The following is a 21,075-nucleotide window of genomic DNA, read 5'->3' as shown; positions in this document are numbered from 1 at the left end:
TTCGCTCTCGTTTTCCTACCGCTAAAACCGTTACCACAATAACATCATCTTTTACCTGGTAAACAAGGCGGTATCTCGGTCATCGATGTTAACCGGGATGCTTTCTTCTGATTCCCGTTCTCTTGCAATTGCAAGCAGTTCGAGATCCTCGAGACGATCCATTATGTCTTCGTATGCTTTAGCGGGTACACAGTAAAATGCAGGCTCGTTTCGATTAAGAACCGCGACAGGTGCACCATATGCACTTGTCGCAACTTTCATTGGGTTGGCTTTTAATTCAGTAATGCTTGCTGCTACATCAGCTAAAATTCTAGAGGTCATTGATTAGGTCCTAAATGCAGTCTCTATTTAGGTCATTCTAGCGCTTAAGTAGTGGTGTCACAAGTTGCCGCGTTTCGACTTGGCGTGACTTGATGGATCTGACCCCGAACTTTGTTCGGGGTCAGATCCTAGAGCACCGCCAGTTTACTGTTGCTTAAATCGGTTACCAGCATATGCCCGGGCGCATGGCTAATACAAAAATCCAGTTTGGCATTGGCAATCGCCACCTGCGGTGTGACACCACAGGCCCAGAATACCGGCACTTCACCGGGTTTAATCGTTACCGCATCGCCATAATCTGGCCGGTTGATATTCTGAATGCCGATAGCCGCCGGATCGCCAAAATGCACCGGCGCACCATGTACTTGCGGGAAGCGCGAGCAAATTTGAATGGCGCGAATGGCATCGGCCGGTTTCATTGGCCGCATACTGACCACCATATTGCCGCTAAACACTCCGGCGCTCTGGCAGGCCAGGTTAGTGCGATACATCGGCACATTGACCTGCTCGGTAATATTGCGGATCTCCAGACCATCGGCCAGTAGCGCTTCTTCAAATGAGAACGAACAACCGATTAAAAAGGTCACCAGATCATCGCGCCAGACGGCAGTCAGGTCAGTCACTTCATCCACCAGTTCGCCATGGCGAAAAATGCGGTAGCGCGGTAAGTCGGTACGAATATCTAAATCCCGTGCCAGCGCCGGCAGCTCGACAGCGCCGGGGTGGGCGGCCATACCCAGCAGCGGGCAGGGCTTGGGGTTAAAGTGACAAAACTGCAGGAAGTCGGCAGCATAGGCGGCCGGAATAATGGCCATATTGGCCTGCACAAAACCCGGCGCCAGGCCCGAGGTATTGCTGGCAAACTCACCGCTACGACACAGCTGGCGGATTTGATAGGGGGTAAGTTGTTGCATGGAGATCTCCTTGGCCGGACCTGGGGTATCTGACCCCGAACAAGGTTCGGGGTCAGATACCGAAGGTTCCGAAGGTTAGGCGTGGCCGTAAATTTCTTTGTTAGCGAGCCAGCGTTTGATTAGTTGCAGGCTGGCGGGCCGGTGTTGTTGCCACATAATCGCAGCCAATTGTCGCGCTTGTGGTAATAAATCGCTGTCGCGGGTTAGGTCGGCAATTTTAAATTGCATTAAACCCGTTTGCCGGGTGCCGAGCAGCTCGCCGGGACCGCGAATTTCCAAATCGCGCTGTGCAATCACAAAGCCGTCGTTACTTTCGCGCAATACCGATAACCGCGCCTGTGCCGTGCGCGACAGCGGTGCATGATATAACAGCACACAATGCGATACGGCGCTACCCCGGCCCACCCGGCCGCGCAGCTGATGCAGCTGCGCCAGGCCCAGCCGCTCCGGGTTTTCGATAATCATCGGGCTGGCGTTGGGCACATCGACACCCACCTCAATCACGGTAGTGGCGACCAATAAATCCAGCTCGCCGCTGCTAAAGCTTTGCATAATCTGTTGTTTTTCGGCGCTTTTTAAGCGGCCATGCACCAGGCCAATTTTTAGCTCTGGCAGCGCTTGCTGTAGCAAGGTCGCGGTATCCTCCGCCGCCTGGCATTGTAGCGCTTCCGACTCTTCAATTAAGGTGCAAACCCAGTACGCCTGGCGTTGTTGTTCGGTTACCACCTGCTTGACCCGCGCAATCACTTCATCGCGGCGGCTATCCGGAATGGCGACGGTAGTCACCGGCGTACGACCCGGCGGTAGTTCATCAATTACCGAGGTATCCAGATCGGCATAAGCCGTCATCGCCAGGGTGCGAGGGATCGGCGTTGCCGTCATCACCAGCTGATGCGGATAATGGCCGGCAATGCCGCCTTTTTCCCGCAGTGCCAGCCGCTGATGTACGCCAAAGCGGTGCTGTTCATCGATAATCACCAGCGCCAGGTGTTTAAATTCAACCTGTTGCTGAAACAGCGCATGGGTCCCCACCACCATTTGGGCGTTGCCATCGCCGATCGCAGCCAGACTCTGCTCACGCGCCTTGCCTTTACTTTTACCGCCCAACCAGGCTAACTGAATACCGAGCGGTGCAAACCAGCGCTGAAAATTGAGTGCATGCTGTTCGGCCAGAAGCTCGGTGGGGGCCATTAACGCTACCTGATAGCCATTGCCAATAGCCGTTAATGCCGCCAGCGCCGCAACCAGCGTTTTACCCGAACCCACATCGCCCTGTACTAAGCGCAGCATTGGCAGCGGTTTGGCCAGATCAGCCTGAATTTCTGCCACCACCCGCTGTTGGGCGCCGGTGGGCTGAAACGGCAGTTGGTTTAAAAAGTCGTTGAGTAATTTTGCCGGCGCAGGCAATGCCACCGCCTGCTGTTGCTGGCCCTGACTACGTAGCTGATACATACTCAGCTGCTGCGCAATCAGCTCTTCTAAAATCAGCCGCTGCTGCGCCGGGTGCTTGCCTGCTTCTAACAGCGTAAGCTGCGCATCCGGCGGTGGGCGGTGAATATAATGCAGTGCCTCGGCCAGCGACCAGGGCTGGCGCATCAGCTCCGCCGGCAAATATTCGGTTGGCGCATATTGCTTCAGGTAAGTCAGGGCGGCATCGGTCAGGTTGCGCCAGGTGGCTTGTTTTAAGCCTTCGGTGGTCGGGTAAATTGGCGTCAGGGTTTCGGCGACTTGCAGCTCCAATGCCTCATCCTGTAATACTTTGTATTCCGGATGCAGCATTTCCAAACCGCGCGGGCCGCGTTTTACCTCGCCAAAACAACGCAACCGGCTGCCTTTTACTACGGCATTTTTTTGTGCCGCCGAAAAATGAAAAAACCGCAGCGTAATGCTGCCGCTGCCATCCTTCACGGTAACCAGCCAACTGCGTCTTTTACCAAAATGCACCTCGCTACTTTGTACCTCGCCTTGTACTGTGGCGTGCAACAGCGGCATTAAGTCGGCAATAGGATACAGTCGGGTGCGATCTTCGTAACGCAGCGGCAGGTGAAATAAGATGTCCTGAATGCTAAAAATCGCCAGTTTCGCCAGGCGTTCAGCAACCTTGCTGCCAACGCCCTTAATGGCTGAAATGGCGATATTATCAAGACGGGTCTGGCTCAAAACCGGGCCTAAGTAGGTAGAGGCTAGTAGGTAGACGGCACTTCCATCACGCCGTCGATTTCAATTTGCGCACCGCGTGGCAAAGCGCTAACTTGTACCGCCGCCCGCGCCGGATATGGTTCCTGGTAGTACTGGCTCATAATCTGGTTAACTGTCGCAAACTGGCTTAAGTCAGTTAAAAAGATATTTACCTTCACCATATTATTCAGAGTGCCGCCGGCAGCTTCACACACCGCGCTTAAGTTTTTAAACACCTGATGGGTTTGCTCGGTAAAATCTTCTGACACCATTTGCATCGTAGCTGGCACTAATGGGATCTGGCCGGACAAATACACAGTAGTGCCAATTTTTACCGCCTGGCTGTAGGTGCCGATGGCCGCTGGCGCGGCATCAGTACGGATAATCACTTTTGACATGAACGCTTATTTCCTTCTGTAAACTTTTTGCACATCGGGCATCACGCGGATTTTGCGCATCACATTGGCCAGATGTACCCGATCTTTTACCGAGAGGGTGATTTTTATCACATATTCGCCGGTATCGCGATCTTCAGTCGATAAATCCTGAATATTGGAGTCCTGAGTGGCGATCATCGTGGTCAGTTTTGCCAGCACGCCTTGTTTATTCAGAATAAACACCCGGATATCACACAGGAACTGTTTCTCCGTCGTATTATCCCAACGTACCGGGAAGAACCTTGCCGGTTCACGTTCCCAGCCTTTAATATTACGACACTCAGCGCGGTGCACGTTAAGACCTTTGCCGGGTGTGGCGTTGGCGACGATAGGATCGCCGGGTATCGGCCGGCAACACTTGGCAAAGGTGACCAACATACCTTCGGAGCCGACGATAAAGGTATTGCCTTTGGGGGTAGCCGGCGCCTTACTTTGCGGCTCATCGCTATCAAACTCACCCAATAAGCGGCGGGCAATGGCGATCGGTAATTGGTTACCGAGGCCGATTTCGCTATATAGTGCATCCAGTGTTGGTTGTTGTAAGTTGGTAAGGACCTGCTCAATCCGTTCCTGGCTAATCTCTTCCAGTTTCACTGTACCCAAAGCGGACGTCAGTAAGCGTTTACCCAGGCTAACAGCTTCGTTTTGCTGTTGTTTTTTCAGGTAATTGCGGATACCTAAAATAGCGCGGCTGGTCACCACATAGTTTAACCAGTTGGCATTAGGCTTACCGCCGGGACTGGTAATAATTTCGACCGTTTGCCCGGTTTCCAGTGGTTTGCTTAGCGAGTAAGGCCGGCGGTCGACCTTAGCGCCAACACATTTATTACCGATATCGGTATGTACCGCATAAGCAAAATCGACTGCGGTGGCGCCAATGGGCAGCTCGACGATGCGGCCTTTCGGCGTGAAGACATAGAGTTCGTCCGGATACAGCTCGGATTTCACATTTTCGACAAATTCCTGGCTGTTACCGGCGCTTTGCTGTAATTCCAGCAAGCTTTGCATCCAGCGCTGGGCGCGGATTTGGGCGGTAGACTCACGCACTTCGCCGTTGACCTTATACATCCAGTGCGCGGCAATACCTTTGTCGGCCATTTCATCCATTTCGCGGGTGCGCATCTGAATTTCTACCGGAATACCGTGCGGACCAATCAACGAAGTATGTAGCGACTGATAGCCGTTTTGCTTTGGAATCGCGATATAGTCTTTAAAGCGGCTTTCAATGGGTTTAAACAGGTTGTGCATTACCCCAAGGGTGCGGTAGCAGTTATCGATACTGTCGACCACGACCCGAAACGCATAGATATCCATTACATCATTGAACATCAGCTCTTTGTTTTTCATTTTGCGGTAGATGCTGTACAGATGTTTTTCGCGGCCACTGACCTCAGCCGGAATACCCGTTTGTTGAATGCGGTTGCGGATATCCTGCTGCACTTTTTCCAGCAATTCACGGCGGTTACCGCGCGCCTGTTTAACCGCTGAGCTAAGAGCACGGTAACGCATTGGGTATAGCGCCTGAAAACCCCAGTCTTCCAGCTCATTTTTGATGTTATGAATACCCAGGCGGTTGGCGATCGGCGCGTATAGTTCTAAGGTTTCTTTGGCAATACGGCGGCGTTTTTCTGGTTTTAACGCCCCTAGGGTGCGCATATTGTGGGTGCGATCGGCCAGTTTAATCAGAATAACCCGGATATCCTGGGTCATCGCCATAAACATTTTTTGCAGGTTGGTGGTTTCAAACTCTTTGATATCTTTAAATTTTACTTTATCGAGTTTGCTCACACCCTGTACCAGCTCGGCTACGGTGGCGCCGAATAAGCGGGTAAGATCTTCTTTAGTAACCGGGGTGTCTTCAATCACATCATGTAGTAGGGCGGCCATCAGTGTTTCGTGGTCGAGTTTCATCTCGGCCAGAATACTGGTGACCGCTACCGGGTGGGTAATGTAGGGCTCACCGCTAGAGCGAAACTGCGGTGCATGTGCATCTCTGGCAACCACATAGGCCTGTTGTACCAGATTAACCTGCTCCGGAGGCAGATACGCACTTATCTGATTTTTCAGACCTTCAAACAGATACACGGGATCTCCAAACGAACACAGCATAGTTGATAGATAATATGCTGTTTAAGCTTAGAATATACGTGTAAATTTGGCGAATGCCAACGGCAGAAAGGCCGTTGGCAGCAATTTGGCAGGCTTTTTTTTACTGATCTGAGCCGATAATGGCAGCAACGGCAGCCATTTCAGAGGCTTCTTGCTGTAACTGATCGCGGCGCTCCTGTTGGTCCAGGATGCTCTGAGTAATAAAGCCTTTTTCAATTTCACGCAGGGCCACTACCGTTGGTTTGTCGTTTTCACGGTCAACCATGGGTTCTTTGCCTTCCACTGACAGCTGACGAGCACGGCGTGCTGCAACCAGAATTAAGTCAAAACGGTTACCAATTTTATCTACAGCATCTTCAACGGTTACGCGAGCCATTCAGCACTCCGGAATAATTCAGTGTTAATACAGGTATTACAAGACCGCATAGTGTACGCTATTTTGCTGCTTTCGCCAACAGTTGTTCCAGCAAAGCCTGCTGCCGGTGAGCCTGGCTACTAAAGCGGTTACGCTGCGCCAGTACGATGCGCTCCAGCTCATTGTAAGCTTGCTCTAACTGGTCATTAATAATCAGATAGTCATATTCGAAGGCATGCGACATTTCGCTTTGCGCCTGCGCCATGCGTTTAGCTATGACTTCGGCGCTATCAGTAGCGCGATGGGTCAGCCGCTGCTGCAACGCGTCGAGACTGGGCGGCAAAATAAAGATACCAATAGTACCGGCCACCTTGGCGCGGATTTGTTGTGCGCCCTGCCAGTCAATATCAAGAAACACATCGATACCCTGACTGAGTAACTCGCGAATAGCCTGTGCTGAGGTGCCATAGTAGTTACCGAATACCTCGGCACTTTCTAAAAATTCGCCGTTGGCGATACGCTGCTGAAAATCGGGAATAGTGGTGAAGTGATAATGCACGCCATCCTGCTCGCCTGCTCGTGGCGCACGGGTGGTATGCGACACACTTAAGCGCATATCGCTGTAACGCTTTAGCAGCGCCTGGATCAGCGTCGATTTGCCGGCGCCACTAGGCGCCGAAATAATAAACAGGTTGCCGCTCAATTGCTGCATGCTGTGGTCAATCACGGGGAATACCTTGCTTAGCTATACTGGCGCTAAGTTTACTGCCTGCACCAGGCAGGCGCAAACTTAAACACCAGCGTGGCTTAACTTGCGCTGTGCTTACTGGCTTCGAGCTTAGCTTTACGTAACGACAGCCAGATCGAGCCGCCAATAAAACAGGCTACAACGGGTAACGAGATGTAGACCGGAATATGGAATATATCCAGCAACAGCATCTTACAACCGACAAAGATCAGCACCAGCGCCAGGCCATAGTTGAGCAAACTAAAGCGATCGGCAAAGTCGGCCAGCAGGAAGTACATTGCCCGTAAGCCCAGAATGGCGAAGATATTGGAGGTTAACACAATAAAGGGATCAGTACTGATAGCGAAGATCGCTGGTATCGAGTCGACCGCAAAAATCAGATCGGTAATTTCGACCAAAATCAGCACCAGTAGCAGTGGCGTGCCGTAACGCACCAGTTTGCCGGTTTTTTTATGTGGTTTTATTACGGTAAATTTTTCGCCGTCCAGCTCGTCAGTTAAGCGCAAGTGTTTGCGCAGCCAAAGCAGAGCGGCATTTTTTGACAGATCCGGCGAGGCTTCAGCGAATAACCACATTTTGATACCGCTAAACACCAGAAAGGCCCCGAAAACGTAAAGTATCCAGTCAAAACGCTGGATCAGCCAGACACCGGCAAAAATCATGATGGTGCGCATCACAATGGCACCCAGCACGCCGTAGATGAGCACCCGCTTTTGTAATTCGGCCGGTACGGCAAAGTAGCTAAAAATCATTAACCAGACGAAGACATTGTCTACCGCCAATGACTTTTCAATCAGATAGCCGGTCACAAACTCCAGCGTTTTCGCGTTAGCCAGTGCCCGACCTTGTTCTGCATCCAGATAAAACCACAGGCCGGTAGCAAAGGCCATTGACACCGTCACCCAGATCACCGACCAGGTAGCAGCTTCACGTAAACTGACTTTATGCGCCTTGCCGCCGCCGACCAGAAACAGATCAATCGCCAGCATAATCAGCACGATACCAAAAAAAACCAACCAAAGTGTGGGGCTTGCAATAGAGACCATAAACTTACCATTAGGATTGATAATTATTGCAGCAGGTATTGTAGACGCAAAGACCTGTTGCCGTTAGGCAAAGGTCTTGCTTATTCAGATAGGGTCTGAACCTGGCAGCCGGGCAAAATGCCGTGATGCCGACTAACCAGCGAGAAGCTACTCCCCTTTGAGTACAGTTAGTGTAGGGGAGAACCGGGCGGCCAACAAGGGCCGGTTGAAAAGATTTATTTACTGCGGGCTTTGGCTTTAATTGACAAGGTAAGGGTAAAACTCGCCATCACGTCGTCACCATTTTTTTCCGGGCAAGTCACGATTACCGACACCGGGCGATTGATCCGCTCGCCGGTCGCGATAGACTCATCCAGCATCTGATCAATCACATCGCCATCATGGCTGATAAAATGCACCGTGCTCTCCGGCCGTTTCAGGAATTTACCTTCCACATCTTTAAAGGCAAAGTTAGCATTTACACCCCGCGCCTTGGCTTTGGTAAATACCAAAAAAGCACCCGCCAGATCGGCACCAATAGCTAGGGCACCAAAATAGATACTGCCAAGATGGTTTTTGGTGCGCCATTTATGCGGCATCGTCACTTCAACGGTTTTGTCATCCATGCGGATAATTTTCGGCGAGCAAAAGCCAATTAACGGAATATAGCGCCAGGCAAACAGCTTTAAAAACCAATTCGCTTTACGTAACGATACCGCCATAACCACTCCAGTTTTCCGAAAATGCTGCTAGTAAAGCGCTAGCTTAGCACTGGTCAGACCAAGAGGCTAGTGTTGGTTTTAGAGTTGTCTGCGCTACTGTTTTTCACAGATAGCCCTTTATAGCTCAAGCTAACCTGATATCAAATCCACTTCCTTTCAGCTGAGGAGGAGTTCGCTGCTGTCGTCAACTCTTTCGATGTTAGCTTAATTCCCAAGCCGTTTAACACAGAGAAAACTGCGGCTAGAGTGCAATTGGCGTTGCCGTTTTCAATACGTGATAAGGTGTTAATGCCAATGCCGCACAGCGCCGCACAGTCTGCCAATTTAATGCCAAGCTCTGTGCGTTTCGCTTTAATCAGTTGCCCTAATATCTCGGCATTTTCGATAAATACTGAATTAGGCATGTTTGAAGCTGTTACTTTCTTTGCCATAACAGGAGTCGCTTCTTAATATATTAATCACCATATCCGGTGATTATAGTTGGGCTTTGGGAAATTTCAATTATTATCACCGATAACGGTGAATATATTGAGACAGAAACAGGTTTCCTTGATAAATAACCGATATTGGTGATTAATGGCAGGGCTGAGTTAGATATATAAAAAGTATTGTTTCGGTTATTTGCCTCTACATTCCGCAGTCAATGACCAACAATGGGGTGCCGGGTTTACTTGCTGTGCGCCGTGTTATCTACATTTGTGTATCAAGGTCGATTTATGATATGTAATAACTAATCATTCTTGTGTTCTCTTGGTTAGGTTGATATGTTTATGCATATAATTATTTCTCAGTGATACATTAAGGCGTATCGAAATGAGCTATGTAACAGAGCAGATACTACAAAGCCTTCGAGAAGCGCGAATAAGTAAGGGTTTTAGCCAAAGAGAGTTGAGCGCGCGGTCGGGTGTGCCGCAAAGTCATATTTCGAAGATCGAGTCTGGTGGCGTTGATTTAAGAATGTCCAGTTTGATAGCGATTGCCCGCGTGCTCGATCTAGAGTTATTTGTTGCCCCTAAAAAGTCCGTGCCGGCTATTAAGTCAATCATTCGCAGCAGCATAGGTACACATAATAACGGTGTTAGCGATGAAAGTGAGCCAATATCACCCGCATATCAGTTAGAGGACGATGATGACTAACAATGTCTCAACGCTCAACGTATTGCTCTACGGTGAACCCATTGCAACGATTACCAATTTGGTAAGGATTTATTGTTGGCGATGAATCGACGTGGTTTTACAAAAAAACTGCTGTGTGAGCGCACTGGGGGAATATTTTGCACGCTCAAAAAGCTTGTATGCTATTGCTGTCTTTTGTCATTAACGTCATCAATCGCGGGTGTACAAATAATTTTTCCTTTCCGGAATCGATTTCTTGCAGCACACCAATATCTGCTAACTGTTTTAAATACGTTGAAGCAGTTTGGCGTTTTGCAATATTACGTTCAACCAGATTACTGATGCGGCAATAGGGTTGCTCAAAAATAAGCTGAACAAGCTCATAGCTATATATTTTAGGCAGCTGTGCTTTTACGTAAAGGGTTGTACTTTCCATAAGCGCCCTAATCGCTGTGATTTTATCACAGGTCCATATGGCTGTTTGCTCGACACCTTTTAGCATAAATAACAACCAACCTTCCCAATTCTGATCTTTGGTAACTTGGTTTAGCAAGCGATAATAGTCTTGTTTGTTATGAACGATGAAACGACTTAAATACAAAATAGGTAGCGTTAACAGACCACATTCAATAAGGTATAAAACGTTTAAAATACGGCCTGTTCGACCATTTCCGTCATAAAAGGGGTGTATGGCTTCAAATTGATAATGGCTAATTGCCATCTTGATCAATGGATCGAGATCATCGTCATTATGCAGAAATCGCTCCCAGTTTGTTAACAAGTCGCGAATAATGTTTTCTCCAGCAGGCGGAGTATAGATAATTTCTCCGGTCGTTTGGTTGCCTATAACAGTCCCCGGTACTTTACGAATATCCATTTCAGCGTGTTTTAATGTACTGCATACCTCAATCGCTGTTGCTGTGCAAAGCGGCTTTTTTTCAAGCTGAATATAGCCTTGGTATAGCGCTGTTCTGTAACGTAACGCTTCCTTTGTTGCATGATCTGCGCCTTTGTCTTCTAGCGCATATTGAAAAAGCTTGTCGGTAGTGGTGACAATATTTTCAATTTCTGAACTATCTTTTGCTTCAAGCAAAGGCAGTAGATTAATCAGCATGCTTTGGTTGGGAATGAGCTCACCGGCCTTTTTTAATTCTGCTAAAGCGGCGCGAGCAGAAATACAGGCTTTCAGCACAGCCCTAGTTTCTATGGAATCTAAGTTTGGTGGCAATGTAGGTAATTGGTTGTAAGGCAGTTCTGCTTGCCAAGTCATGTTTAAATTTCCAGTCTAAATCGACATAAAGGCACTAATAGATCAGTTTATGTCGAATGGATCGACATAGCAATTTCATGTGTCGATTTTTTGCTATTATTTCGACATACTTTCAAAACGCATGCCGTTTAACTTCATCTAAATTCGCCACCATAATCTGCTGCGCCTCCGGGCGCGCTTCTATTTTGGCCAAATCCAGATTTAACGCCTGCACGGCATAAGGCACTAGTGCAGAGCGCACGGAGAACACCCGCTTGCCATCTTGCATATTGTAATCTTCGGCAATAATGGCTTTTTGATAGTCAGTTAGGCGGGAATCCGGCACCAGTACGATATCAATGGTAGTATTCCAGCGTTCATCCTGGTCTTTGGTCATCTCGGCATCGCCTTCAATGCCATTGATGCCGCGAAAACGGCTTAACACAAAGTCCCGAAAATCGCGGTTTTTCTCGCAGTAAGCGCGCACATGCCAGCGTAGTGGCGTGCAGACCAGTGTATGCGGGGCAATAATGCGGCTTTCTTCATCTGGGCTGGTAAGCGATACATAACCCATATCAATCTTTTTACCGTCGCGTGCGGCCTGCACCAGTGCCCGCAGAATATCCGGGTTTACCTGACGTAGTGGCGGCGTGAGCATTTCGGTATGGGCAAAGCCTAAATCGAGCTGGCTAAAGGTGTGGGCAAAATCTTTGGTGCTGGCTAGCGCATGCAGGTATTCATCGGCCAGGCCGCTGGTGACTTTGGGGGTAAAATTGGCAGCCGGTTTATAGCCTTTAAGCTTGCCGTCATACACCAGGTTACCCGGCGCAATATCGCGCAAATAGGCATTTATATCTTTCGATGCCTGCTGGCGTGCGATACCAAAGCTATTGCATAAATGATTCGTGGTTAAACGGCCTTCCCATAGCGCGACAATTTCAATTAGCCGGTAACGCATTAATAGCTCCCAGCGCAGCGGCCAGCCGCTGGCGTCTAGGCTACTAGGGCTATCTGTCGAAAGCGGTTGAGGGTTTTGCATCTAAACTCCTGTAAAATGTGTCTGATTAGCATACACACCTGCAATCAATACGTTTTAGGCGTTATCCGTTGCTGCATTAAAGGTGGTAACCGGCCAGGGTAAATTAAACTGCTTTAAAATGGCTTGCTCTGCCGCTAACCACTGGCTGAAGTTATCAATCTTTAAACCATACGGAATAGCCAGCACATAATACTCATAGGCCAGATAAACCAAATCGGCATAGCGCCAAATACGCCCAGCATACACCACTTTATCGTGCTTAGCTTTGGCTAAGTGCTCAATAGCATTGAGAGTTTTACATAGCTCCTGTAAGCGGGTTAGCCGGGGTAAATCCTCAGCGCGAATAGGTTGGTTGTTCATAGTTAGCTCGCGTTATGTTGGGTGTTGCACCAACTCTAAGCCAGTGCGTGAACGTCTTAAAGGGGTTGGCGCAAAGGCCAAAAAACATCTGCCTGAAAATTATACACTGAACACCTGCACAGTATGGCGTGAAAAAAGAAACAGCCTAAGATGGTGACACACGGATGACATGTCACTAATCATGACAGTGTATGGACCAGCTAGCAGGATGCTATTGGCAAGGATGCTTTTTTAAGGAAGCTATTAGCAAGGATGCTATTTGCTTGGAAGCGCAGGGACAAACCGGCAAGGATGCCAATTATCAAAGGAGGCTAATATGAGCGTGCTACAGCAAGATTTATTCTTAATAACCTTAGAAGCGCAATTTCGCGATCTATTCCAGGCCAGTAAAGCGGGCAAAGATAACAGCGAGCAACGCTTGCGCGCACAAGGCTTTATTCATGCTGGTGAACTATTACAGCTATGCAGCCGCCAACAAGTGCAACAACTAATGGAAAAGGTGCACCTGGAAGTGTTTGGTGTCAGCATTGCCGATCGCAAGCCTTCAGCCCAAGCGCGCCGCCAGCAGGCTTTGCAATTGGGCGATTATGCTTATTTTGAAGAGCCAGCGTTTAATCGGTTGTATCAAACCTCTGATGAATAATAAAACTGCAAATCAGTCTATTGAAGACCTGGCTGGATTAACGCTGTTTAAACGCTTTGAAGGTGGAGCAGTGTACACCCAAGAGAACGATGGTAAATACAGCGTAGTCATTGGTGAAAGTAACATTGCCAGTTTGCTGCCACCTGAAGAGCTGGATGGCAGATGATAATTAGATAAGTAGTTCTACATCACCATCACACGGTTTTATGGCATGTGATGGTGATGTCCCAAAATGCATTTTTTTAGTTTTAAATGATATTTCTTAAATGTTCAGCCAATTTCGCCAGCGGCTCCAGTGGATAAAAGTTAATACCGGTAGATATCATTCAATATTCTGGATCTATTTGTAGAGTGTAAGTTTATTTTTGTTTTAAATCAGTAATTTGAGTTTTGTATTGTTGGTGGGTTTGTTGTTTTACCCGCCACTTTACCCACCGTTTTTCTGTTGCTTGCGCTGAGCGCTATTGCTAAAAATTTGGTTCAAGCTTTAGTAAGAAATGCCTCTGTAAACGCCTCTGTAAATGCCCCTGTAAATATTGCTGGTTTAAAAACGCTTAAGCCGATTAAATTATTGCTGCAACACAATCCGTACTTAACGCGCCAGCAATTAGCCAATGTGATAGGTAAAGCGTGCTACATTCAGTAGAGCCGTCGCTTCTTGAGTAGTTAGCTCCGCATGGAATGGCAACAATTGTTGTTCGTTGTCTATCTTTGGCGGTCATCCTAATTGTCGCCCGACTGTTGCTCAAGCTTATATGAGTTAGATTGACTATTAGGTTGGCAATTTCTTACCTTAAAGGTGTGTTCTTGTGCACCATTAGATTGACGATTTTCCGTTTTCATCTACACTTTATTACGTACTTGGTTATTTAGTGTGTACCTATGCAAAAATCTGATAAATTATTGCTCGTTTTTGCTAACGCGGTAAAGGCTGGCGGCGGCATTCACAACACTGCAGAGCTGGCTTTTATGTTAGGTGAGCCATACACACCTGCTTTTACGAAATTTCTGGCCGACCGGGTAAAAAAAGGTCAGCTTAGGCGAGTGGCTCAAGGGTTATATGAAAGTGTGCTAACGCCGCCAGAGCCTGAAACAGCAATTTATAAAATCATCAAAAAATTGCGCAGCGATGAACTGAGTTATATCAGCCTGGAAAGTCAGCTAAGCCATACTGGTGAGATTTCGCAAGTGATGATGGACAGAGTTACCGTGGTGACAAAAGGTAGAAGCGGCACCTTTGCCACGCCTTATGGCGTGATTGAGTTCACCCACACCAAAAGGCCTGTCGAGCAACTTGTCGCTAATCTGTATTTTGACCCTGACATTAAAATGTATCGCGCCAATACCGAACAAGCGCTGACCGACCTGAAATACTGTCAGCGCAATCTGCATATGCTGGAGCATGAATAGAGAGAGGATCAGGATGTTAAAACAACAGCTTCGTCAAATTGTACAAGCGAATCCAGACTATGCCGCTATTACCCCTGTTATTGAGAAAGAGATCCTTCACCACGACATTATGGCGGTATTGATTAAGCAAGGTGCAATGCAAAGTCTAACCTTTATTGGCGGGACTTCTTTGCGTATGTGTTACAACAGTGCACGCCTATCAGAGGATCTCGATTTTAACGGTGGCCATAATTTCAAGCCGGCTGATTTCGATGGTCTGGAAGCCGACATTCAAAACTATATTCAGAACAAATATGAAACTGAGGTATGGGTAAACAAACCTGCAGCAGACAATCAGGGAGATACGGTTTCCTGGAAAATCAGTATCGTAAAAGAAGCAAACCGTCCGGATTTACCCCGGCAAAAAATGCATATTGATGTTTGCGCCATTCCGTCATTCGACATTGAAAAAAGGCCCTTGTTAAACCATTACAATATCGTGGTACCCACCGAGTGCGTATTTCGGGATGATCCGGCCAGCGATTTCGGCATGAGTCGGCCACCCATTTCGGTATCATCCGGCCACTGATTTCGGCCTCATCCGGCCACCTGTTTCGGTATCGTCCGGCCAGTTTGTTCTTCCTTCGTTTTACGGTCTTTGGCATAACAGTTTTTTAACTGTTTGCCGGAGTAGTCATGACACGTAAAAAGAAAATGGTAAGGACAGATATGCAAACTTATCTGGATATATTCCGCCTCAAATTTGAGGCCAAGTTAAGTGACAGGCAAATCTCTCAGGCGCTAAATATTGGCCGGGCAACCATCAGTGATTTGGTTATCCGCTTTAACAACTTAGGCCTCAGTTGGCCGCTGGCAGCCGACTATCCGCTTGATAGCCTCGACAAACTGTTATTTCCTGGCCGTGATTACAGTACGCAGCGGGTCTTGCCGTCGTGGGTGCAGGTACATCTTGAGCTGCGTAGAAAAGGCGTCACCAAACTGCTGTTATGGCAGGAGTATCAGGCAGAGCACGGCAGTAAAGCGCTTGGCTACACGCAGTACTGTGAACATTACCGGCGTTGGTGTGCTGTACAAAAACGCTCGATGCGACAGCATCATGAAGCCGGTGAGAAGCTGTTTATCGACTTCTGTGGCCCGACAGTGCCGATTGTGAACCCAGAAACAGGTGAGATAAAACCGGCCGCTATCTTCGTCGCCACCCTGGGCGCATCTAACTACACCTATATTGAAGCCTGTAAAGGTCAGGATAGGGAATCCTGGCTGATGGCGAACAGTCGTTGCCTGACCTTTTTAGGTGGCGTACCCGCATTATTGATACCCGACAATCTCAAAGCCGCCGTTGATAAAGCGGATAAGTTCGAGCCGGTGATTAACGACAATTACAAAGCGCTGGCCAGACATTATGGCTGTGCGTTGATGCCCACCCGACCACGCAAACCGCAGGATAAAGGTAAAGTCGAATCTGCGGTGCTGATTGTGGAGCGCTGGGTATTAGCCCGGCTGCGCCATCAGGTATTTCACTCACTGGCAGCGTTAAATCAGGCTATCCGGGAGTTGAATACTGAACTCAATCAGCGGCCCATGAAGCATTACAACGGTGCCAGCCGTGAGCAGTTGTTTAACTTGCTGGATGCGCCTGCATTACAACCACTGCCGCCTTACGCTTATGAGTACACCGATTATCGCATTGCCAAAGTCGCCAAAGACTACCACGTACAATACGACTATCACTGGTACTCGGTGCCACACCGTTTAGTCGGTGAGCGGGTTGAAATCAGTGCCACGCAAACGCTGATAAAGGTTTACCATCAGGCGAAATGCGTCGCTCAGCATCCGCGCAGCTATACCCGCTACCGGCACACGACTGATATAGCGCACATGCCAGAAAACCATGCTGCCCATCTGGAATGGAGCCCTGAGCGCATTCGCAGCTGGGCAACCCATATCGGCACCAACACGCTGGCGGTGGTCTTAGCGGTTGAGCGTAACAAAGACCATCTTATCCAAGCGCAGCGCACCTGCCTGGGACTCCTGAGCGAGCAAAAACGCTACGGCAGTGACCGACTAGAAAAGGCCTGCGCACTGGCCATCAGTCGCCAACTACCTTATATACCGGTCATCAAAAAGCTGCTTAAAAACGGTGAAGATATGCGCTGGCAACCGGATGAAACTAAAACCATTATCCCTGGCCCGCACACCAACATCCGTGGCTCAAAATACTACCAATAAGGACAACACCAATGGACTCACTGCTTATCCAACTACGCCAGCTTAAGCTGGCGGCTATGGCCAGTGCGCTGGAGCAACAACGCCTGGCGCCCCATACCTATGCCGAACTTAGCTTCGATGAACGATTGGGATTGCTGGTCGAGCAAGAACATCTGGCGCGGGATAACACCCGCTTACAACGCTTGCGCAAACAAGCCAATCTGCGCCTTAAAGCGACACCAGAAGGCTTACGCTATCCGGCAAAGCGCGGCTTGCGAGCTGAACAAATTACACCACTTATGCAAGGACATCACCTGACGTACCACCAGAATATCTTGATAACCGGGCCCACCGGCAGCGGCAAAACCTATCTTGCCTGCGCCTTAGGTGAGCAAGCTTGCCGACAGAATAAACGCGTGCTGTATTATCGGTTAGGTCGGTTACTGGAAAGCCTGAAAATGGGGCATGCTGATGGTAGCTATCTTAAACAACTGGTACAGCTACAAAAGGTAGATATGTTGATCTTGGATGATTGGGGCCTTGAGGGATTTAAAGGTAAACAAGTGAGCGATTTACTGGACGTGATTGAAGATCGCTACGAGCAACGCAGCACAATCATCGTCAGTCAGTTACCGGTCTCGGAGTGGTACGGCTTAATGGATAATCCAACTGTTGCAGATGCGCTGTTAGACAGAGTGATCCACAATGCCCACCGACTGGAATTAACAGGTGAGTCACAACGTAAAAAAACACTGGTTCAGGGTGAAGAAGTCGGGTAAAAAGAGAGGATAAACGAAGGTCAGATCATGCTGGCCGGATCACACCGAAACGCCTGGCCGGATGAAACCGGAACAGGTGGCCGGACAAACCGAAATACGCACCGAGGGAATTTTGGTGCCGGTGCAGTCATTGCAAGAAACGTTGGCAGATAAATTTATTGCCGTCGCTTATCGGGCAAGAAGAATTAAACCGCGCGATATCTGGGATATCGTCTGGATCAAACAACGAGGCGTAGCGCTATCAAAAGAGCTGGTTGAAAAAAAAATAGCGGCAAGACATAAACATAAAGACGACTTTAGAACCGCGCTTGAGCTGCAGATCAAAAAGTTACAGCAAGATGATGAAGTACGTGCTGATTTTAATATGGAGATGAGCCGTTTTATCCCAAGTCAGATCAAGGAGCGTACGGTGGATAACCCGGAATATTGGGCTTATGTGCAGGCCGAAGTCAGTGCGATGGCATCGGAGTTACTCAGTAATGGTTCGCCCAAAACCAGGTTTGATATGGGTATGTGAAGCCTGTCTAACGATACTTAGAATTTTCTTAGTGCGTTTGATGAGGTGATTAATCTTGCCATTCACCTCACTATATGAGTAGATTGTGCAACGTATTCACCTCAATCAGTAGGAGCCTTGCCTATGTGGATCTGGCAACAACCCGATTGGCCCGGCCGTCAGCAAAATGCATCGCCAGCCTTTCGTTATGATCATGCGACACTGATGCCTAAGTTACGTGAACTGCACTTTTTGCAAGGCGTGCTGCTGGGCAAAATGGGCGTGCAGAATAACCAGCAGGCTGCACTGGATACCATGCTTGCCAATATCCTTACCTCTAGCGCGATTGAAGGAGAGCGACTTAACCATAGCGTGGTGCGTTCATCATTAGCCCGAAAGCTAGGTATTGCTGAGCAACAAAGCGTTGCAACGACAGCGCAATCAGATGGCCTTGCTGCGATGGTGACCGATGCTATCGGTAATTGGCAACAGCCATTAACGCAGGAGCGATTATTACAGTGGCACTCCTGGCTATTTCCGACCGACAGCTCACTAATGCAGAGAGTGCAGGGCGGGCAGCTTCGCGGTAACGAGCCGATGCAGGTGGTCTCCGGTCGGCCATGTTTAATAGAAGCGGGTCGCCCTAAAGTGCATTTCGAAGCACCACCACGTGAAGTTTTGGAAGGCGAGCTTAATTGCTTTATCGACTGGTTTAACCGCTCGCGGGATGATGCCAAGTTAGACCCGCTGCTACGCGCAGGTATTGCGCATTTCTGGTTTATCACACTCCATCCACTGGAAGATGGCAATGGCCGCTTGGCCAGGCTGCTGACTGATCTGGCGCTGGCGCAGGCCGAACATCAGTCGATCCGCTTTTATGCCATGTCGGTTGCTATCCTGGAAAGGCGAAGCAGCTATTACGACATTCTTGAGCAAAGCCAAAAAGGCGATACTGATATCACTGCTTGGTTGGTTTGGTTTCTCGACACGCTAGCCGCTAGCCTAAAGCAGGCGCTGGCTGATATCGAACAAACGCTGCTAAAAACCCGCTTCTGGCAACGGGTAGACCAAACCCAACTGAGCAAAGAGCAAGTAAAAGTACTAAACCGGTTGCTGGATGGCGACTTCAATGAAGGCATCAGTAATAGCCAGTACGGCAAAGTGGCCAAGGTCAGTCCGGCAACCGCAAGCCGGCATTTGGCTCAGTTGGTTGAAATGGGGTGCTTGGTGAAAACCGCGGCTGGGGGGAGAAGTACTCGCTATGTGATCTCACAATAGCCGGCGTTTGCAGCCGTTAAAGCAAAGTATCTCAGCAATTCCAAGCTCTTCATCCTTTTTACCCGGTGATGCCAATCGACAGAATCAGCTAGCCGGTTTATAATAGTCCACAAAATACTATATTTATAAACCGGAGGCCAGTATGATTGGAGAGCGTATAAAACGAGCCCGTACTGCTGCTGGCCTGTCTATGCAGGCCTTGGGTGATATTGTTGGTATTAGTGCCAACATGGTTAAAAAATACGAGCATAACCAGAGTATGCCGTCCTCGGGTGTTTTACTCAAATTGGCGGCTGCATTGTCGGTTCGTTCTGAATACTTTTTTCGCCCAGCACAAGTGACGTTAGGTGAGGTGGAGTATCGCAAGAAAGCGTCAGCTCCAGCTAAGCTACTGAAAAAAATAGAATCTGATGTCATCGACCAAGCTGAACGCTGGCTGGCGCTCAAAAATGTGTGGCCAAACTTCCCAATTTCGGATTTTGACTATCATCCTGATATTCCAGTGGTGAGTTCATTAGCTGCGGTAGAACACGTTGCTGCTAAAGTACGTAGTGACTGGCAACTGGGGATGAATCCGCTACCTGACTTAATTGATTTGCTTGAGTCTAAAGGTATTTTGGTCATTGTCAGCAACGTACCCCAAGCAGATAAATTTGATGGCTTAGAAGCTAAGATTTCAGGGCAGCCTATCATTGTGGTATCTGCGCACTGGCCAGGGTGTCGTCAGCGATTCACGTTGGCACACGAACTTGGTCACCTGATTTTACATGGTCGGTTAGATGATTCCGTTGACGAAGAGATGGCGTGTAATCGTTTTGCGTCAGCATTTTTATTGCCCGACATTGGGCTTTATCAACACTTAGGTGAGCAGCGCTCGAACATTGATGCTAAAGAACTTTACTTTTTGAAGCATGAATACGGTTTAAGCATGGCGGCCTGTTTGTATCGTAGTGCTGATCTTGGTGTTATAACTCAAGAGAAAAAGCGCCAAATTTTTATCCAGTTTTCTCAAAATGGCTGGCGTAAGCAAGAGCCAGGGAAGCCTTACCCGCAAGAGCAAACACTGCTGTTTGAGCAATTAGTCTATCGCGCCTTAGCTGAGGGGATCCTTAGCGAATCGAAAGCCGCTGAATTGTTACAAATATCGGTGATGGCACTGCACAAGCAACGCCAAATGTTAGCTGAGGCTGTGTAGATGTACTTGTTGATCAGTGATGCCAATATTCTCATTGATCTCGAGGAAGGCCAGTTACTGGAGATCTTTTTCAATTTACCCTACCAATTCAAAGTTCCAGATGTGTTATTTCATGAGGAGCTGAGTGAGCAACACGGATTTCTAATTGATTTAGGCTTGTCTCTGGGGGAGCTAAGCCCTGAGTCTATGATGTATTCTTTTGAGCTGAGGCAAAAATACACAGGTCCAAGCATGAACGATTGCTTTGCACTTGCGTTGGCCAGGCAAGAGCAGTGCCCACTGCTTACCGGTGATATAGCGCTTAGGAAGGCTGCCGAAAAAGAAGCGATATTGGTTCAAGGGACGCTATGGGTTGTCGAGCAGCTTGTCACGCATGGCATGCTTACAGTTGTTGAGGCACAAGCTGCATACGATAAAATGGCAAAAGCCGGACGTCGCCTGCCTTGGGCTCTTGCTAAGCAGCGCCTGATACAATTTTCAAATTAACGGTAAT

At 48.5% G+C, this 21,075-nt stretch carries 24 protein-coding genes; 11 read left to right on the top strand and 13 right to left on the bottom strand.

The genetic code is table 11. The features are described 5' to 3' along the window. Nucleotides 1–51: 51 nt before the first annotated feature. The 10 genes from AJE_RS06805 to AJE_RS06760 all read right to left on the bottom strand — a co-directional run bounded on the left by AJE_RS06805 (nucleotide 52) and on the right by AJE_RS06760 (nucleotide 9,240). Nucleotides 52–321: a type II toxin-antitoxin system Phd/YefM family antitoxin gene (locus AJE_RS06805; RefSeq protein ID WP_008950224.1), complete on the bottom strand. Its 270-nt coding sequence runs from the start codon at nucleotides 319–321 to the stop codon at nucleotides 52–54. 128 nt (nucleotides 322–449) lie between these two features. Then, nucleotides 450–1,235: a putative hydro-lyase gene (locus AJE_RS06800; RefSeq protein WP_008950223.1), complete on the bottom strand. Its 786-nt coding sequence runs from the start codon at nucleotides 1,233–1,235 to the stop codon at nucleotides 450–452. Nucleotides 1,236–1,310: 75 nt separating this feature from the next. Then, the gene (recG, locus tag AJE_RS06795; protein ID WP_008950222.1) at nucleotides 1,311–3,395 is read right to left on the bottom strand and encodes an ATP-dependent DNA helicase RecG; all 2,085 of its coding nucleotides are present in this window, start codon (nucleotides 3,393–3,395) and stop codon (nucleotides 1,311–1,313) included. A gap of 23 nt (nucleotides 3,396–3,418) precedes the next feature. Further along, a complete protein-coding gene (locus AJE_RS06790; protein ID WP_008606788.1) occupies nucleotides 3,419–3,811 on the bottom strand; it encodes a RidA family protein in 393 nt (130 codons plus the stop codon). Between the two features lie 6 nt (nucleotides 3,812–3,817). Further along, nucleotides 3,818–5,935: a bifunctional GTP diphosphokinase/guanosine-3',5'-bis pyrophosphate 3'-pyrophosphohydrolase gene (gene spoT / locus AJE_RS06785; RefSeq protein ID WP_008606790.1), complete on the bottom strand. Its 2,118-nt coding sequence runs from the start codon at nucleotides 5,933–5,935 to the stop codon at nucleotides 3,818–3,820. Nucleotides 5,936–6,059: 124 nt separating this feature from the next. Then, entirely contained in the window at nucleotides 6,060–6,335 is a 276-nt protein-coding gene (rpoZ, locus tag AJE_RS06780) for a DNA-directed RNA polymerase subunit omega (RefSeq protein ID WP_008606791.1), read from the bottom strand. A 58-nt stretch (nucleotides 6,336–6,393) separates the two neighbouring features. Further along, complete coding sequence (gmk, locus tag AJE_RS06775; protein ID WP_008950221.1) at nucleotides 6,394–7,026, bottom strand: guanylate kinase; 633 nt, start codon at nucleotides 7,024–7,026, stop codon at nucleotides 6,394–6,396. Nucleotides 7,027–7,121: 95 nt separating this feature from the next. Next, on the bottom strand, nucleotides 7,122–8,108 hold the full coding sequence (locus tag AJE_RS06770; protein WP_008950220.1) for a TerC family protein: 987 nt from the start codon (nucleotides 8,106–8,108) through the stop codon (nucleotides 7,122–7,124). 215 nt (nucleotides 8,109–8,323) lie between these two features. After that, nucleotides 8,324–8,809, bottom strand: a complete 486-nt coding sequence (locus AJE_RS06765; RefSeq protein WP_008950219.1) for a PaaI family thioesterase — start codon at nucleotides 8,807–8,809, stop codon at nucleotides 8,324–8,326. 140 nt (nucleotides 8,810–8,949) lie between these two features. Next, nucleotides 8,950–9,240, bottom strand: a complete 291-nt coding sequence (locus AJE_RS06760; RefSeq protein ID WP_008950218.1) for a helix-turn-helix domain-containing protein — start codon at nucleotides 9,238–9,240, stop codon at nucleotides 8,950–8,952. 382 nt (nucleotides 9,241–9,622) lie between these two features. Here AJE_RS06760 and AJE_RS06755 point away from each other — a divergent pair, with 382 nt between their 5' ends. After that, the gene (locus tag AJE_RS06755; RefSeq protein WP_008950217.1) at nucleotides 9,623–9,946 is read left to right on the top strand and encodes a helix-turn-helix domain-containing protein; all 324 of its coding nucleotides are present in this window, start codon (nucleotides 9,623–9,625) and stop codon (nucleotides 9,944–9,946) included. A gap of 145 nt (nucleotides 9,947–10,091) precedes the next feature. Here the strand turns inward: AJE_RS06755 and fic are convergent, their stop codons facing one another. The 3 genes from fic to AJE_RS06740 form a co-directional block, all read right to left on the bottom strand. Then, the gene (gene fic / locus AJE_RS06750; RefSeq protein WP_008950216.1) at nucleotides 10,092–11,195 is read right to left on the bottom strand and encodes a protein adenylyltransferase Fic; all 1,104 of its coding nucleotides are present in this window, start codon (nucleotides 11,193–11,195) and stop codon (nucleotides 10,092–10,094) included. Between the two features lie 112 nt (nucleotides 11,196–11,307). Beyond that, a complete protein-coding gene (locus AJE_RS06745; protein WP_008950215.1) occupies nucleotides 11,308–12,213 on the bottom strand; it encodes a helix-turn-helix transcriptional regulator in 906 nt (301 codons plus the stop codon). A 54-nt stretch (nucleotides 12,214–12,267) separates the two neighbouring features. Continuing rightward, the gene (locus AJE_RS06740; RefSeq protein ID WP_008950214.1) at nucleotides 12,268–12,573 is read right to left on the bottom strand and encodes a hypothetical protein; all 306 of its coding nucleotides are present in this window, start codon (nucleotides 12,571–12,573) and stop codon (nucleotides 12,268–12,270) included. Nucleotides 12,574–12,889: 316 nt separating this feature from the next. Here AJE_RS06740 and AJE_RS06735 point away from each other — a divergent pair, with 316 nt between their 5' ends. From AJE_RS06735 to AJE_RS06690, 10 genes are all read left to right on the top strand, one after another. Continuing rightward, a complete protein-coding gene (locus tag AJE_RS06735) occupies nucleotides 12,890–13,216 on the top strand; it encodes a hypothetical protein (RefSeq protein WP_008950213.1) in 327 nt (108 codons plus the stop codon). Next, complete coding sequence (locus AJE_RS18525) at nucleotides 13,209–13,382, top strand: hypothetical protein (protein ID WP_157999930.1); 174 nt, start codon at nucleotides 13,209–13,211, stop codon at nucleotides 13,380–13,382. Before AJE_RS06735 ends, AJE_RS18525 begins: the two co-directional genes overlap by 8 nt. Before the next feature lie 716 nt (nucleotides 13,383–14,098). Continuing rightward, the gene (gene abiEi, locus AJE_RS06725) at nucleotides 14,099–14,626 is read left to right on the top strand and encodes a type IV toxin-antitoxin system AbiEi family antitoxin (protein WP_008950211.1); all 528 of its coding nucleotides are present in this window, start codon (nucleotides 14,099–14,101) and stop codon (nucleotides 14,624–14,626) included. A gap of 13 nt (nucleotides 14,627–14,639) precedes the next feature. Continuing rightward, nucleotides 14,640–15,194, top strand: a complete 555-nt coding sequence (locus AJE_RS06720) for a nucleotidyl transferase AbiEii/AbiGii toxin family protein (RefSeq protein WP_008950210.1) — start codon at nucleotides 14,640–14,642, stop codon at nucleotides 15,192–15,194. Nucleotides 15,195–15,301: 107 nt separating this feature from the next. Next, on the top strand, nucleotides 15,302–16,855 hold the full coding sequence (istA, locus tag AJE_RS06715) for an IS21 family transposase (protein ID WP_039928185.1): 1,554 nt from the start codon (nucleotides 15,302–15,304) through the stop codon (nucleotides 16,853–16,855). An 11-nt stretch (nucleotides 16,856–16,866) separates the two neighbouring features. Further along, complete coding sequence (istB, locus tag AJE_RS06710) at nucleotides 16,867–17,613, top strand: IS21-like element helper ATPase IstB (protein ID WP_008950208.1); 747 nt, start codon at nucleotides 16,867–16,869, stop codon at nucleotides 17,611–17,613. 61 nt (nucleotides 17,614–17,674) lie between these two features. Continuing rightward, a complete protein-coding gene (locus tag AJE_RS06705; RefSeq protein ID WP_008950207.1) occupies nucleotides 17,675–18,130 on the top strand; it encodes a nucleotidyl transferase AbiEii/AbiGii toxin family protein in 456 nt (151 codons plus the stop codon). A gap of 123 nt (nucleotides 18,131–18,253) precedes the next feature. Continuing rightward, nucleotides 18,254–19,387 (top strand): Fic family protein, encoded by a 1,134-nt coding sequence (locus AJE_RS06700; protein WP_008950206.1) that lies wholly within the window; start codon nucleotides 18,254–18,256, stop codon nucleotides 19,385–19,387. A gap of 142 nt (nucleotides 19,388–19,529) precedes the next feature. After that, nucleotides 19,530–20,582, top strand: a complete 1,053-nt coding sequence (locus tag AJE_RS06695) for a helix-turn-helix domain-containing protein (protein ID WP_008950205.1) — start codon at nucleotides 19,530–19,532, stop codon at nucleotides 20,580–20,582. Then, a complete protein-coding gene (locus tag AJE_RS06690; protein WP_008950204.1) occupies nucleotides 20,583–21,068 on the top strand; it encodes a PIN domain-containing protein in 486 nt (161 codons plus the stop codon). Nucleotides 21,069–21,075: the final 7 nt, after the last annotated feature.

It is taken from the genome of Alishewanella jeotgali KCTC 22429 (genome assembly GCF_000245735.1).
GTDB classification, from domain to species: Bacteria; Pseudomonadota; Gammaproteobacteria; order Enterobacterales; family Alteromonadaceae; genus Alishewanella; species Alishewanella jeotgali.
Note: the sequence above shows the minus strand (reverse complement) of the source record. Positions and strands in the feature narration are given on the sequence as shown.

Coding starts and splice junctions, on each gene's coding strand:
- rpoZ (WP_008606791.1), bottom strand. CDS start 6,335: ATGGCTCGCGTAACCGTTGAAGATGCTGTAGATAAAATTGGTAACCGT.
- AJE_RS06705 (WP_008950207.1), top strand. CDS start 17,675: ATGAAACCGGAACAGGTGGCCGGACAAACCGAAATACGCACCGAGGGA.
- AJE_RS06790 (WP_008606788.1), bottom strand. CDS start 3,811: ATGTCAAAAGTGATTATCCGTACTGATGCCGCGCCAGCGGCCATCGGC.
- AJE_RS18525 (WP_157999930.1), top strand. CDS start 13,209: ATGAATAATAAAACTGCAAATCAGTCTATTGAAGACCTGGCTGGATTA.
- AJE_RS06745 (WP_008950215.1), bottom strand. CDS start 12,213: ATGCAAAACCCTCAACCGCTTTCGACAGATAGCCCTAGTAGCCTAGAC.
- AJE_RS06740 (WP_008950214.1), bottom strand. CDS start 12,573: ATGAACAACCAACCTATTCGCGCTGAGGATTTACCCCGGCTAACCCGC.
- AJE_RS06765 (WP_008950219.1), bottom strand. CDS start 8,809: ATGGCGGTATCGTTACGTAAAGCGAATTGGTTTTTAAAGCTGTTTGCC.
- AJE_RS06770 (WP_008950220.1), bottom strand. CDS start 8,108: ATGGTCTCTATTGCAAGCCCCACACTTTGGTTGGTTTTTTTTGGTATC.
- AJE_RS06755 (WP_008950217.1), top strand. CDS start 9,623: ATGAGCTATGTAACAGAGCAGATACTACAAAGCCTTCGAGAAGCGCGA.
- AJE_RS06690 (WP_008950204.1), top strand. CDS start 20,583: ATGTACTTGTTGATCAGTGATGCCAATATTCTCATTGATCTCGAGGAA.
- gmk (WP_008950221.1), bottom strand. CDS start 7,026: ATGCAGCAATTGAGCGGCAACCTGTTTATTATTTCGGCGCCTAGTGGC.
- AJE_RS06720 (WP_008950210.1), top strand. CDS start 14,640: ATGTTAAAACAACAGCTTCGTCAAATTGTACAAGCGAATCCAGACTAT.
- abiEi (WP_008950211.1), top strand. CDS start 14,099: ATGCAAAAATCTGATAAATTATTGCTCGTTTTTGCTAACGCGGTAAAG.
- fic (WP_008950216.1), bottom strand. CDS start 11,195: ATGACTTGGCAAGCAGAACTGCCTTACAACCAATTACCTACATTGCCA.
- AJE_RS06735 (WP_008950213.1), top strand. CDS start 12,890: ATGAGCGTGCTACAGCAAGATTTATTCTTAATAACCTTAGAAGCGCAA.
- AJE_RS06800 (WP_008950223.1), bottom strand. CDS start 1,235: ATGCAACAACTTACCCCCTATCAAATCCGCCAGCTGTGTCGTAGCGGT.
- istB (WP_008950208.1), top strand. CDS start 16,867: ATGGACTCACTGCTTATCCAACTACGCCAGCTTAAGCTGGCGGCTATG.
- istA (WP_039928185.1), top strand. CDS start 15,302: ATGACACGTAAAAAGAAAATGGTAAGGACAGATATGCAAACTTATCTG.
- AJE_RS06760 (WP_008950218.1), bottom strand. CDS start 9,240: ATGGCAAAGAAAGTAACAGCTTCAAACATGCCTAATTCAGTATTTATC.
- AJE_RS06805 (WP_008950224.1), bottom strand. CDS start 321: ATGACCTCTAGAATTTTAGCTGATGTAGCAGCAAGCATTACTGAATTA.
- AJE_RS06700 (WP_008950206.1), top strand. CDS start 18,254: ATGTGGATCTGGCAACAACCCGATTGGCCCGGCCGTCAGCAAAATGCA.
- AJE_RS06695 (WP_008950205.1), top strand. CDS start 19,530: ATGATTGGAGAGCGTATAAAACGAGCCCGTACTGCTGCTGGCCTGTCT.